Annotated in this window: 9 protein-coding genes; 6 read left to right on the plus strand and 3 right to left on the minus strand. The window is 68.9% G+C overall.

The window, feature by feature from the left end; genetic code table 11:
- Positions 1 to 65 precede the first annotated feature (65 nt).
- Together acnA and CYFUS_RS09880 are read left to right on the plus strand one after the other, a co-directional pair.
- Complete coding sequence (gene acnA, locus CYFUS_RS09875) at positions 66 to 2,798, plus strand: aconitate hydratase AcnA (RefSeq protein ID WP_095984994.1); 2,733 nt, start codon at positions 66 to 68, stop codon at positions 2,796 to 2,798.
- Positions 2,799 to 2,947: 149 nt separating this feature from the next.
- Positions 2,948 to 3,832: an alpha/beta fold hydrolase gene (locus tag CYFUS_RS09880; protein WP_095984995.1), complete on the plus strand. Its 885-nt coding sequence runs from the start codon at positions 2,948 to 2,950 to the stop codon at positions 3,830 to 3,832.
- A gap of 212 nt (positions 3,833 to 4,044) precedes the next feature.
- Here CYFUS_RS09880 and CYFUS_RS09885 read toward each other — a convergent pair whose 3' ends face one another.
- Both CYFUS_RS09885 and CYFUS_RS09890 read right to left on the minus strand, forming a co-directional pair.
- Positions 4,045 to 4,467, minus strand: a complete 423-nt coding sequence (locus tag CYFUS_RS09885; protein WP_095984996.1) for an HD domain-containing protein — start codon at positions 4,465 to 4,467, stop codon at positions 4,045 to 4,047.
- Between the two features lie 10 nt (positions 4,468 to 4,477).
- Positions 4,478 to 4,855 (minus strand): peptide chain release factor family protein, encoded by a 378-nt coding sequence (locus tag CYFUS_RS09890; RefSeq protein WP_095984997.1) that lies wholly within the window; start codon positions 4,853 to 4,855, stop codon positions 4,478 to 4,480.
- A 319-nt stretch (positions 4,856 to 5,174) separates the two neighbouring features.
- On the opposite strand from CYFUS_RS09890, the gene CYFUS_RS09895 reads away from it, so the two are divergent.
- Positions 5,175 to 8,420 (plus strand): RCC1 domain-containing protein, encoded by a 3,246-nt coding sequence (locus CYFUS_RS09895; RefSeq protein ID WP_095984998.1) that lies wholly within the window; start codon positions 5,175 to 5,177, stop codon positions 8,418 to 8,420.
- Positions 8,421 to 8,549: 129 nt separating this feature from the next.
- Entirely contained in the window at positions 8,550 to 9,584 is a 1,035-nt protein-coding gene (locus CYFUS_RS09900) for an aldo/keto reductase (RefSeq protein WP_095984999.1), read from the plus strand.
- Positions 9,585 to 9,650: 66 nt separating this feature from the next.
- Here CYFUS_RS09900 and CYFUS_RS09905 read toward each other — a convergent pair whose 3' ends face one another.
- Positions 9,651 to 10,700, minus strand: a complete 1,050-nt coding sequence (locus tag CYFUS_RS09905; protein WP_232537476.1) for an Rpn family recombination-promoting nuclease/putative transposase — start codon at positions 10,698 to 10,700, stop codon at positions 9,651 to 9,653.
- 443 nt (positions 10,701 to 11,143) lie between these two features.
- On the opposite strand from CYFUS_RS09905, the gene CYFUS_RS09910 reads away from it, so the two are divergent.
- Together CYFUS_RS09910 and CYFUS_RS09915 are read left to right on the plus strand one after the other, a co-directional pair.
- Positions 11,144 to 12,007, plus strand: a complete 864-nt coding sequence (locus CYFUS_RS09910) for a hypothetical protein (protein ID WP_157758364.1) — start codon at positions 11,144 to 11,146, stop codon at positions 12,005 to 12,007.
- 3 nt (positions 12,008 to 12,010) lie between these two features.
- The gene (locus CYFUS_RS09915; RefSeq protein ID WP_095985001.1) at positions 12,011 to 12,466 is read left to right on the plus strand and encodes an immunity 26/phosphotriesterase HocA family protein; all 456 of its coding nucleotides are present in this window, start codon (positions 12,011 to 12,013) and stop codon (positions 12,464 to 12,466) included.
- Positions 12,467 to 12,892: the final 426 nt, after the last annotated feature.

Consider the following 12,892-nt stretch of genomic DNA (forward strand, 5'->3'; position numbering starts at 1 on the left):
TCAGATTCAGCTTCCCAGGTTCAGAACCCGATTCCTCCTGGTGGGAAAGAAGGACGGCACCGACAATGACGGACAGCTTCAAGAGCAAGAGCCAGCTCAAGGTGGGCTCGGCTTCCTATGACTTCTACAGTCTCGCCAAGGTGGCCAAGGACCACGCGTCCGTGGCGCGGCTGCCCTTCTCGTTGAAGATCCTGCTCGAGAACCTGCTGCGCAACGAAGATGGCCGCGTGGTCAAGCGCGAGCACGTGGAGAAGATGCTGGCCTGGGATCCCAAGGCCGAGCCGGACACGGAGATCTCCTTCCACCCGGCGCGCGTGCTCCTGCAGGACTTCACCGGCGTGCCCGCGGTGGTGGACATGGCCGCCATGCGCGAGGCGCTCGCGGCCCTGGGGGGAGATCCGACGAAGATCAACCCGCGCAACCCGGCCGACCTCGTCATCGACCACTCCTTCCAGGTGGACGTGTTCGGCACCACGGCGGCCTTCCGCGCCAACGCCGAGCTGGAGTTCGAGCGCAACCAGGAGCGCTACGCCTTCCTGCGCTGGGGCCAGAACGCCTTCAAGAACTTCCGCGCGGTGCCGCCGGACATCGGCATCTGCCACCAGGTGAACCTGGAGTACCTGGCCCAGGTGGCCTTCCGTCAGGGCAACACGGTGTACCCGGACACGCTGGTGGGCACCGACAGCCACACCACGATGATCAACGGCCTGGGCGTGGTGGGCTGGGGCGTGGGCGGCATCGAGGCCGAGGCGGTGCTGCTCGGCCAGCCCATCACCATGCTCATTCCCCAGGTGGTGGGCTTCAAGCTCACGGGCAAGCTGCCCGCGGGCGCCACGGCGACCGACCTGGTGCTCACCGTCACGCAGATGCTGCGCAAGCGCGGCGTGGTGGGCAAGTTCGTCGAGTTCTTCGGCGAGGGCATCACCGGCCTGTCCCTGCCGGACCGCGCCACCATCGCCAACATGGCGCCCGAGTACGGTGCCACCATCGGCTTCTTCCCGGTGGATGAGGAGAGCCTCAACTACCTGCGCTTCACCGGCCGTCCGGCCGAGACGGTGGCGCTCGCCGAGGCCTACTTCAAGGAGCAGGGCCTGTTCCACACGACGAACAGCCCCGAGCCCGTCTTCACCGACACGCTGACCCTGGACCTGTCCACGGTCGTCCCCAGCCTCGCCGGCCCCAAGCGCCCGCAGGACCGGGTGCCGCTCACGGACATGAAGGCCTCCTACGAGAAGTCGCTCGTGGAGATGCTCGCCGCGGGCAAGAGCAAGGGCGAGGACGACGAGGGCGGCGGCAAGGCCAAGGCCCCCGCGGCCCCGGTGCCCCCCGAGCGCCTCAAGCAGACCGTCACCGTGAAGAACGGTCCCCAGTCCTACGAGATCGGCCACGGCGCGGTCGTCATCGCCTCCATCACCTCGTGCACCAACACCTCCAACCCGGCGGTGCTGCTGGGCGCGGGCATCCTCGCCAAGAAGGCGGTGGAGCGCGGCATCAACGTGCAGCCCTGGGTGAAGACGAGCCTCGCCCCCGGCAGCCGCGTGGTGACGGACTACCTCAAGGAGGCCGGCCTCATGCCCTACCTGGAGGCGCTCGGCTTCCACGTGGTGGGCTACGGCTGCGCCACCTGCATCGGCAACTCCGGCCCCCTGCCGGATCCCGTGGCCGAGGCCGTCACGGTGGGTGACCTGGTGGTGGCCGCGGTGCTCAGCGGCAACCGCAACTTCGAGGGCCGCATCAACCCGCACGTGCGCATGAACTACCTGGCCTCGCCGCCGCTGGTGGTGGCGTACGCGCTGGCCGGCGTGGTGGGCAAGGACCTGGACAAGGAGCCGCTGGGCACGGACCGCAACGGCAAGCCGGTGTTCCTCAAGGACATCTGGCCCACCAACGAGGAGATCCGCGAGGCCATCGCCACCGCGGTCAAGCCCGAGCAGTTCCGCCACCAGTACTCGCGTGCCATGGAAGGCGACGCGCTTTGGCAGCAGCTCAAGGTGGAGGCGGGCAGCACGTTCAAGTGGGATCCCAAGTCCACCTACGTGCGCAAGCCGTCCTTCCTGGAGAACATCCCCGCCGAGCCCAAGCCGCTCACCGACATCAAGGGCGCGCGGGTGCTCGCGCTGCTGGGTGACTCGGTGACCACGGACCACATCTCCCCCGCGGGCAACATCGCCAAGACGAGCCCCGCCGCGCGCTACCTCATGGAGCAGGGCGTGGAGCCCAAGGACTTCAACTCCTACGGGGCGCGCCGCGGCAACCACGAGGTGATGGTGCGCGGCACCTTCGCCAACATCCGCCTGAAGAACCTGCTCGTGCCGGGCGTGGAGGGTGGCGTCACCGTGCACATCCCCACGCGCGAGCGCACGAGCATCTACGACGCCTCGGTGAAGTACCAGCAGGAGGGCACGCCGCTGGTGGTGCTCGCGGGCGCCGAGTACGGCACGGGCTCCAGCCGTGACTGGGCCGCCAAGGGCACGGCGATGCTCGGCATCAAGGCGGTCATCGCCAAGAGCTTCGAGCGCATCCACCGCTCCAACCTCATCGGCATGGGCGTGCTGCCCCTCCAGTTCGAGGCGGGCCAGGACGCGCAGGGCCTGGGCCTCACCGGCCACGAGACGTTCGAGATCACCGGCGTGGCCGACGGGCTCGCGCCGCAGAAGAAGCTCACCGTGAAGGCCACGGGCGAGGGCGGCACCAAGGAGTTCACGGTGCTCTGCCGCATCGACACGCCCAACGAGCTGGACTACTACCGCCACGGCGGCATCCTGCTCTACGTCATGCGTCAGCTCGCCAAGAGCTGAGTTTTCGCGGACGTGTGGGTCCATGACGGCCCGGTGCGCTCCCTCGGGGGGAGTGCACCGGGCCGTTCGTCTTCCGGCGGTGGGGCCCTTCCGGGGGGCTCGGAGCGCGTAGTACGCTGCGCGTCAAGTTTTGGAACGGGGGGAATGCAATGCGTCAATCCATCTACGATCGGCTCAACGTGCGGGTCATGGGCGCCATGGGCCCGCCGCTCGTCTTCGCCCATGGCTTTGGTTCGGATCAGCGCGCCTGGCGGCATCAGGTGGCGGCCTTCAAGAGCCAATACCAGATCATCCTCTTCGATCACGTGGGGTGTGGCCGGTCGGACTTCAATGCCTATAGCGCGCAGCGCTACGGCAGGATTCACGGCTACGCGGAGGACGTGCTGGAGCTGTGTGAGGAGTTGGACCTGCGCGATGCCACGCTGGTGGGGCATTCGGTGAGCGGCATGGCGGGCATGTTGGCGGCGCTCGCCGAGCCGCGGCGCTTCCAGCGGCTCGTCTTCGTCAAGGCCTCGCCGCGCTACCTCGATGACGTGGGCTACGTGGGGGGCTTCGCGCGCTCCCAGCTCGACACGCTCTACGCCACCATGTCGGCCAACTTCCTCGCCTGGGCGGGAGGCTTCGCCGAGCAGGTGGTGAACATGCCGGAGATGCCGGAGCTGGCGCGGGAGTTCGCCCGGACGCTCTCCGCCATGCGCCCGGACATCGCCCTGGCGAGCGCGCGCGTCATCTTCGAGTCCGACCTCCGCGCGGAGCTGCCGCGGCTGAAGACACCCACGCTCATCCTCCAGTCCGGCGCGGACTTCGCCGTGCCCGACGCGGTCGGCCTCTACCTGGCCGAGCACATCCCGCTCGCGCAACTGGCGCGGATCGACGCGCGCGGCCACCTGCCCCACCTGAGCACGCCCACGGCGGTGACGGATGCCCTCGCGGATTTCCTCGCGGACCGTCCCCCCCGGAGTCAGGAGGAGCAACGCCTGGTTCTCGGCGCGCCCGGCGCCCGGCGCGGCGTGTTCAAGGACTCCCTGAACTGACGCGGTCCGCCCCGCGCGCACCCACTTGTCGCGTGGGGGGTGTTTTCAAATCGGTGAATCCAGGTTATTCTGGCCTCACGTCCTGGGAGGGATTCTTCCCGGGAGGGGGGGACATTCCATGCGGCTTCCTGGATCAGGCGAGGATTCGCCATGAGGTGGGAGGGGTGTTGTCTGCCGTTGCGCTGGCCATGGGCCCTGGCATGAGCGGCGCGTCAGGTGTCCTTCAACCGCGTCCAGGCGGCCCGGTAGCGCGCCAGCCGCTCCGCGTCCTTCGCGGTGACGGCGGGCAGCCGCCGCACGTCCATGTTGTCCTCGAGATCCGCCAGCTTCACCCGTCGCGCCAGGGGGTGGGGCCGCACGCGCTCGATGAAGGCCGCGTAGTCCTCGCCCTCGGCCTTGGTGAGCCGCTCCAGCGCGCCCAGTACTTCCTCGCTGTAGCCCAGCTCGCGCAGCCGCTCCAACGTATAGGGCGTGTCCTCCACCACGTCGTGCAGCAGCGCGACCATGCGCTCCGTCTCGGTGTCCAGCCGCGCCATCACCCGGAGCGGGTGGAGGATGTAGGGCTGTCCGGCCTTGTCTCGCTGGCCACGGTGGGCCCGCACCGCGAGCTCCAGGGCATCTTCCAGGGTGGGCATGCGCGCTCCCCTACCATCCATCCTTGTTGCTGCGCTGCGCCTTCTTCTCTCCCACGCGCTTCTTGGCGTCCAGGCGGCGCCGTTGGGAGCCCTTGGTGGGCTGGGTCTTATGGCGCTTCTTGGGCACGTACGTGAGCGCCTGGAGTCCCGTGCGCAGCCGCTCGAGCGCGGCGCCCTTGTTCTGCACCTGGCTGCGGCGCTCGGTGGCGGTGACGGACAGCTCGGTGGGCGGGTGGGTGAGCCGCACGCCGCTGGCGGTGGTGTTGCGGTGCTGGCCGCCCGGGCCGGAGGCGATGAAGTACTCCACCTCGCAGGCTCGGAGCAGGGCGTCGTCATCCAGGGCGAGCGCTGCCAGCGCGGCCTGTCGGCGGGAAGGGGAGACCGTCATGGGGCGCTCACCCTAACCATCTCCTTCCGGGTTGTGCAGCCGCCTCGTGGGCCCTCCCCGGCCGGATGCGCCTTCCTTCCTCCACTGGCGCCCCTGGCGCTCGGCTCCCGGGCCGGGGTGGACCCCTACCCATCGGGCGAGTCTCCTCCCACCCAGTTGAAACTCTATCGTATTTATCCACATATACGGATATTCCCGGTTCAGGTGCGGCGTTCCCGCCCCGAAAGCCAGCGGATTCCCCAACCCCCCGTAGGGCCGCTGGAGGACCCACTCCGCGTGCCCTTCCCCCCATTGGGGGCACGCAGAAAAGGATTTCTGGATGCAACGTGTCTCTTCGAGGAGCTCCCTGGTCGCGCTCCTTCTGTGCGTGCTCTTGCCTGGCGTCGGCTGTGGCGTGGGCGAGGAGGGTGGTTGGGCCTGGGCGCCAGGCCAACAACGGGCTCCCGCCATTTCCGTGCAGGGTCGGCCCTACCGCCTCGCGGCGGGGTTGAACCACTCGCTGTACGTGACACCGGCGGGCACGGTCTGGGCCTGGGGCGCCAACGCCCAGGGGCAGTTGGGCGATGGCTCCACGCTCCAGCACCTGACGCCCACGCAGGTGGTGGGGCTCACGGGCGTGACGGCCGTCGCCGCCGGCAACAGCCACTCGATGGCGTTGCGCGAGGAGGGCACGGTCTGGACCTGGGGCACCAACACGGATGGGCAGTTGGGTGACGGCGTCTCGCAGCGCTCGGTACCGGCCCAGGTGGTGGGGCTCACGGGCGTGACGGCCATCGCCGCCGGCAACCTGCACTCCCTGGCGCTGAGCAACGGGGCGGTCTGGGCCTGGGGCAACAACACCTCCGGACAGCTCGGAGATGGCTCGTTCACCAGCCGCGCCGCGCCGGCGAAGGTGTCCGGGCTGACGGAGGTGGTGGCCATCGCCGCCGGGGACTTCCACTCGTTGGCGCTCAAGAGGGATGGCACGGTGTGGGCCTGGGGTGGGAATTACTCCGGCCAGCTCGGGGACGGCACCCTCGACTCGCGCTCCACGCCGGTGCGGGTGTCGGGTCTCACGGGCATCGTGGCCCTGGCGGGAGGGGGCTCGCACAGCGTGGCGGCGTCCTCCACCACCCTGGGAGGCAAGGTCTGGGCCTGGGGGGACAACACCTATGGCCAGCTGGGCAATGGCGGCGATGTCTCCTCCCTGCTGCCCCTGGAGGTGCCCGGCCTCACCCAGGTCGTCGCCCTGGCCAGTGGGACTTCCCACTCGCTCGCCCTGCGCGGCGATGACTCGGTGTGGGCCTGGGGGGACAACGCCCAGGCCCAGACGGCCCAGACGGGGAGCAGCGTCCAGCGCGTCCCGGTGCAGGTGTCGGGGGTCTCGGATGCCCAGGCCCTCGCCTGCGGCAATGCCTTCTCGCTGGTGGGGCGCGGAGACAATGTCACCCTGGGCTGGGGCGCCAATGGCTCCGGCCAGCTGGGCAATGGCAGCTCGAGTGTGCGAGCGCTTCCGGGCCGCGTGCCGTCGCTCACGGCGGGCGCATCCCTGACGGCCGGTGACAATCATGTCTTCCTGCGGCAGGCGGATGGCTCGGTCTGGGCCTGGGGCGACAACACCTATGGCCAGCTCGGCGACGGGACCCTCGTTTCCCGGCCGGCGCCGGTGCGGCTGTCTTCCACCCTGACGTCCGCGCGGGCCCTCTCCGCCTCCAGCTACCACTCGCTGGCGCTGCGCTCCGATGGCACGGTGTGGGCCTGGGGTGACAACGCCTATGGCCAGCTCGGGGACACCTCCGGTGGACGGCGTCCCAGCCCCGCCCAGGTGCCCGGGGTGGCGGGGGCCACGGAGATCGCCGCGGGGACCTACCACTCGCTGGCGCTGCGCTCCGATGGCACGGTGTGGGCCTGGGGCGACAACAGCTATGGCCAGCTTGGCGCGGGAGCGACTCCGCGCGGTCCGCGGGCCCCCGCCGTGGTGCCCGGCCTCGCGGTCCTCACCCACGTGGCGGCCGGCCTCTTCCATTCGCTGGCGCTGGACGGCTCGGGCCAGGTGTGGGCCTGGGGCGACAACGTCTACGGACAGCTGGGGGATGGCTCCACCACCTCTCGCAACGTGCCGGGGCGGGTGAGCGGCCTGCCGGCGGGCATCCAGGCCATCGTGGCGGGTCCCTCCTACTCGGTGGCGCTGGGGGCGGACGGCTCGGTGTGGACCTGGGGCGAGAACAGCAACGGTCAGCTCGGCGATGGCACCACCACCGCGCGCCCGGTGCCCGTGCGCATCTCCCTGCCGGCCACCATCGTCGCGCTCTCCACCCGGGGCAGCCACACGGTGGCGCTCGACACCACGGGCATGCTCTGGGCCTGGGGCCGCAATGTCTCCGGCCAGCTCGGCAATGGCACCCTTGCCTCGGAGAGCACGCCCCGGCGGGTGCCGAGCTTCGCGCGCGTCCAGGGCTTCGCGTCCGGCCTGCGCACGACCTTCGCGCTGCGCGCGGATGGCTCCGTCTGGGCCTGGGGCGACAACTCCCTCGGACAGCTCGGCAACGGCGCCACCAATGCCTCGCCCGTGCCGGTGCGGGCCGTGGGCTATCCGCGCACCGTGCCGCTCGCCTCGGGCGCCCAGCATGTGCTGGCCGTGTCCTCCGACGGCTCCGTGTTCAGCTTCGGGAGCAACACCCGGGGACAGCTCGGCTACGAGGGCTCGGCCACCCAGACGTCCCCGCGCTGGCTCACCGGGCCCGAGTGCATCGAGGCCGTGGCCGCCGGGGCGCTCTTCTCCCTGGCGCTGAGCTGTGATGGCGGCGTGTGGGCCTGGGGGGACAACGGCTCCGGGCAGCTCGGCGACAGCACCGTCACGGCACGGACCGCGCCGGCGCGGGTGTCTGGACTCACCAATGTCGTGGCGATCGCCGCGGGCAGTGACCATGCCCTGGCGGTGCGCGCGGATGGGACGGTGTGGGCCTGGGGGGCCAACGGCTCCGGGCAGCTCGGCGATGGCACCACCACCTCGCGTGCCGTCCCCATGCAGGTGAAGGAACTCGTCGATGTCGTGACCGTCGCGGGTGGCTCCGGACACTCCGTGGCGGTGCGCGCGGATGGGACGGTGTGGGCCTGGGGGGCCAATGGCTCCGGGCAGCTCGGCGATGGCACCACCACCTCGCGCACCCTCCCGGTCTTCGTGTCGACGCTCTCGGGGGTCCAGGCCATCGCCTCCGGAGCCCTGCACTCGCTCGCGTTGACGGAAGGGGGCGCGGTGTGGGCCTGGGGTGCCAATGGCTCGGGGCAGCTCGGCGATGGCTCCACCACCTCGCGCACGCGGCCCGTCCAGGTGTCGGGCCTCTCGGGCGTCCAGGGCATCGTGGCGGGTGCCTCGTTCTCCCTCGCGCTCACTCCCGGCAAGGTGTGGTCCTGGGGCAACAACTCCGCCGGACAGCTCGGCGATGGCACCCTGGTCTCCCGCTCCCTGCCGGGGGCGGGTCCCACGCTCTCGAGCTTCGTGGCGCTCTCCGCGGGAGCCAATCACACCGTGGTGCTGCGCTCGGACGACTCGTTCCTGAGCTGGGGCACGGTCTACTCGCCGTGAGGCGGGAAGCGCGGACTGTTCTCCACTAGGAAGGAGCCGGGGGCGCCACTTGGCGCCCGGTGCGGGATGCGGGAAGCACCGGGGGCCAGCGGCGCCGTCCGCGCCTCTTTCTCAGGAGCATCAGGCCAGATGGAATACAGACGGTTGGGTGGTTCAGGCTTCAAGGTCCCCGTGTTGAGCCTGGGGACGGGGACGTTTGGTGGGGCCAACGAGTTCTTCAAGGGCTTTGGCAATTCCGGGGTCGCGGAGGCCACGCGGCTGGTGGACATCTCGCTCGAGGCGGGACTCACCATGTTCGACTCGGCCGACGCCTACTCCAATGGCCTCGCGGAGGAGATTCTGGGGCAGGCCATCAAGGGCCGCCGCGACCGGGTCATCGTCTCGACGAAGGGCACGTTCCGCGTGGGCCCGGGCGCCAACGACGTGGGCTCCTCGCGCTTCCACCTCATCCGCACCGTCGAGGGCAGCCTCAAGCGGCTGGGTACCGACTACATCGACATCTACCAGTTGCACGGCTTCGATGCCTCCACGCCCGTGGAGGAGACGCTGAGCTGCCTGGATGACCTCGTGCGCGCGGGGAAGATCCGCTACATCGGCTGCTCGAACTTCTCGGGCTGGCACCTGATGAAGTCACTGGCCGTGTCCGAGAAGTACGGCTGGGCGCGCTACGTGGCGCACCAGGCGTACTACTCGCTCATCGGGCGCAGCTACGAGTGGGAGCTGATGCCGCTGGGGCTCGACCAGGGGGTGGGCGCCATCGTCTGGAGTCCGCTGGGGTGGGGCCGGCTGACGGGGAAGATCCGCCGGGGCCAGCCGTTGCCGGAGACCAGCCGCATGCGCTCGGAGGCGACGGTGCAGGGAGGCCCGCCGGTGGAGGACGAGTACCTCTACCGGGTCGTGGATGCGCTGGACGAGGTGGCGAAGGAAACGGGCAAGACGGTGCCACAGATTGCCATCAACTGGCTGTTGCAGCGGCCGACGGTGTCCAACGTCATCATCGGGGCGCGCAACGAGGAGCAGTTGCGGCAGAACCTGGCGGCGGTGGGCTGGAACCTGACGCCCGAGCAGGTGGCGCGTCTGGACGCCGCGAGCGCCACGACGCTGGCCTACCCCTACTTCCACCAGCGCGGCTTCACCGAGCGCAATCCGCCCCCGGTGCGCTGAGCGGGACGGGGCGGCGGCTTCGCTTCCCGTCGCCTCCACGTCAGAGGCACTCGAGCGGAGAGCGTGTCACGAGTCCGTTCGCCGAGAGGCGTGTGCCCCGCTGTCCAGCACCTCGGAGAGAGTGGTGGCCTGGAGGGCCCGGTCGAACCAGTGGTCGAGCGTGTCCACGTCCGTGCAGTCGAGGATGCGCTGCCGGGCTGCTTCCTCCACGTGAATCCGCCGGAAGGCGAGAAGCCGCAGGATGCCCTCGGCACGTCCTCGGCTCAGGCCCTGCGCCAGGCCCTGTTGACGTCCCTGCTCGATGAGTTCCTCGCCATAGCTCCGCATCAACTCCTCCGCGCGTTGCTCGTCCAGGACTGAATGTAGCACCTGACCTGTAACGTTGTGGACGGCCTTGTCCCCGGTCCACAGCAGGTAACGGATGACCACTCGCAGATGTTCGGCCCCCTCTGGTGCTGCCTGGACCTGGGCGAAGAGGCCCACCCACTCGGGTAGCTTGCGCGCCAGTTCTCCGGTACGCCCGTAGCGCAGCACCAACCACGCCAGCCGGGCCAGCGCAGGCCCGGGTCGTGCTTTCAACGCCTCTTCCCGTTCGGCTGTCAGGTCATCGAGCAGGTACTCGAAGCGCGGCACCCACGCTCGCCAGTGCGCCCGCTCCTCCTCGCTCTCCCCCGGCAGCTCGAACAGGTCCTCCACCCGCCGCGGCGCGCTCCAGGCCCCCTCGGGCCCGTGGTACATCACCAGCGGGAGGATGACGGGCAACCCCGAGCGCTCCGGGTGCTCCTGGCGCCAGCGCTCCACCTGACGCACCACGTAGCGCAGCATTCTCAGCGCCATCCACTTGTCCACGGTGGATTGATGTTCGAGCAGCACGTACAGCAGCAGCGGGCGGCCCGAGCGCAGGCGGGCGGTGAAGAGCAGGTCGCTCTCGGTCTCGCGCAGTTCCGGGTCCACCACGCTGCCGGGCTCCAGGCGCAGAGTCGACCAGTCCACGGCGGAGACGACGTGGGCGGGGAGGACGGCACGCAGCTCGGCCTCCGCTCGCTCGGGGCGGCCAAAGGTATAGCGGGCGAAGAGGTCATGAGGACCGGGCATGGCGCACGGCGCCTTCAGCATGGAGCGGGCCAGGAACTCCCTGGAGGGAGCCAACAGGCCGTGGACGTCCGTATTCGTCCCCCTTCATCTCTTCGGCGAGACGCCTTTCTCCCGGGAGCGGTCTCCCACTGGCTCGTCCGAGTCGTACGAATCATCTCTACAAATCGTCTGACACCTTCTCCGGTGACACCTTCTCCGGTCTGTCCTTCACCTCAAGACGCTGCATTGACAGGAGCTCACGGGCTGCCTGTAAACTCCAGCACTTCCCGGCAGGAGCCAACACCCGGAGGCGCTGCGTGTCGCGTGGGTGGGTGGTGCTGCTGTGCATGGTGCTGGTGGGGTGTAGCGGCACGGCTCCGAGCGTCCGAGAGGCCCCGGAGCAGCCTCGGCGCTGTGTCTATGTCCCGCACCGTGACGGTGCAGCCGGGGCGCACAAGGAGGCAGTGGAGGCGCCGAGAGCGGGGATGCGGGTGGTGTTGGTGGCGGCGCCGGTGGGTGCTGGTCCCGTTGAGCCGCTTGCCCCACGTTCGGCACCTTCCCCGGAGGGGCTGTCCGGCGAGGGCCTGGGAGATGGTGTCCCCCGCGGTGTGCTCCGGCTCGTGCCCGAGGGCGGCCTGGGGGTGGAGGTGGGGGCTGGCGGCGCGGTGGGTGAGGTGGTGGTGGTGGTGGGAGGCGCGGTGGTGGCGGCGATCGGTAGCGGCCTGCTGGTGTGCCTGACGGCCAGTGCAGCCGCAGCTGGAGAGAAAACTCCCATCGACATCGCGGACAGGTATTACGGCACGCACTTTGGCGATGTGAAGGGCTGGGTCCAAGGTCGATACTCGTCCCTGGCTTCTCCAGGCGCAGCGCCCAAGCCTGAGCCAGACAAGGGTGACAAGAAACGACTGGGGCGCATCTATGTCACCTACAGGAAGCGCAACAGGACAACCCATCGCTACTACTCGGGGCGGACCAGCATGGTTGTTGAGCTCACCCAGTCCCTCGAACTTCAAGCGATAGCGGCCGTTCTCCTTCGGGACAAAAACCATCACATGGACGAGAACACTGAACCTCGGGATGTTGTATTTGAGCCCGCGAGGGTTGATCGATTCGATGTCGGGATTGCTGTTGACTATGACCAGCGATACGACGACGTCGCGTACTGGCGGATTCGCGGACGAGAACAGCAGTTGATTGACTCTCTGGGAGGCGCTCGCTCCGACACCGGAGAACCTTATCGCACCGAAAACGTCGTATGCGGCGTGGCGAAGGACAATCCGCGAGGCCGACGGTTTCACACTGCCGCCACGGAGACGTGGGGCCTACTTCATCCGTACACGGGATACTAGCAGATGTCTCGCCTTTACAAGCCCGGATCGTTTTTGAGAATTCCCCTCGCTGACGGCTCTTTGGGCTATGGCCGGGTGCTGAAGCTGCCGCATGACGCCTATTACAATTACAGGACCGAGACTCCGGATTCCGACCTGGAGCGTATCGCCTCCCAGCCCATTCTCTTCAAGATTTCTGTCCGCCACATGAAGGAGAGAGGGTGGGAGCTCATCGGATGGAGGCGGCTGGAAGAGCAATTCTCCCAACCGATCGTTCAGTTCATGCAGGACATTGGAAACTTCCGCGACTGCACGATCTTTGACACCGCTGGTAATTCGAGGCGTGCAGAGCCCCAAGAATGCATCGGGCTTGAGTGCGCAGCCGTTTGGGAAGAGGAGAACGTCGAAGAGCGCCTGCTCGACACCTTCATGGGGCGGCCCAGCGCTTCGGTGGAGCACCTGAAGGTGCGCCTGAACTAGGCGAGTGTCGGCACGGTGGGGCCGCGCTTGCGCAACGTGCCCCGCAGGCGTGGAGTTCTCTCCTACCTGGACGCTCGCCACGACGGGGCGCGTTGACGTGTTCAGCCCAGACGCTCGCTGTGAGCCCCAACACGCCGAGAGGCGTGTGCCCCGCCGTCCAGCACCTCGGAGAGGGTCGTGGCCTGGAGGGCCCGGTCGAACCAGCGGTCGAGCGTGCATGAGGACCGGGTGTGGCGCGTGGCGCCTCGGCACGGAGCGGGCCAGGCGCACCCGGAGAGGGGAGCCAACAGGCCGTGGACGTCCGTGTCCGCCCCTCCTCGTCTCTTCGGCGAGACGCCCTTCTCCCGGGAGCGGTCTCCCACTGGCCCGCCCGAGTCGTACGAATCATCTCTACAAATCGCACCTGTTCACCGCGCTCGCGCGCGG

The organism is Cystobacter fuscus, assembly GCF_002305875.1.
GTDB classification, from domain to species: domain Bacteria; phylum Myxococcota; class Myxococcia; order Myxococcales; family Myxococcaceae; genus Cystobacter; species Cystobacter fuscus_A.

Excerpts from the sequence above, each read along its gene's own strand:
- CYFUS_RS09900 (WP_095984999.1), top strand. The coding sequence starts at position 8,550 with ATGGAATACAGACGGTTGGGTGGTTCAGGCTTCAAGGTCCCCGTGTTG.
- CYFUS_RS09910 (WP_157758364.1), top strand. The coding sequence starts at position 11,144 with ATGCGGGTGGTGTTGGTGGCGGCGCCGGTGGGTGCTGGTCCCGTTGAG.
- CYFUS_RS09915 (WP_095985001.1), top strand. The coding sequence starts at position 12,011 with ATGTCTCGCCTTTACAAGCCCGGATCGTTTTTGAGAATTCCCCTCGCT.
- CYFUS_RS09895 (WP_095984998.1), top strand. The coding sequence starts at position 5,175 with ATGCAACGTGTCTCTTCGAGGAGCTCCCTGGTCGCGCTCCTTCTGTGC.
- CYFUS_RS09905 (WP_232537476.1), bottom strand. The coding sequence starts at position 10,700 with ATGCTGAAGGCGCCGTGCGCCATGCCCGGTCCTCATGACCTCTTCGCC.
- acnA (WP_095984994.1), top strand. The coding sequence starts at position 66 with ATGACGGACAGCTTCAAGAGCAAGAGCCAGCTCAAGGTGGGCTCGGCT.
- CYFUS_RS09890 (WP_095984997.1), bottom strand. The coding sequence starts at position 4,855 with ATGACGGTCTCCCCTTCCCGCCGACAGGCCGCGCTGGCAGCGCTCGCC.
- CYFUS_RS09880 (WP_095984995.1), top strand. The coding sequence starts at position 2,948 with ATGCGTCAATCCATCTACGATCGGCTCAACGTGCGGGTCATGGGCGCC.
- CYFUS_RS09885 (WP_095984996.1), bottom strand. The coding sequence starts at position 4,467 with ATGCCCACCCTGGAAGATGCCCTGGAGCTCGCGGTGCGGGCCCACCGT.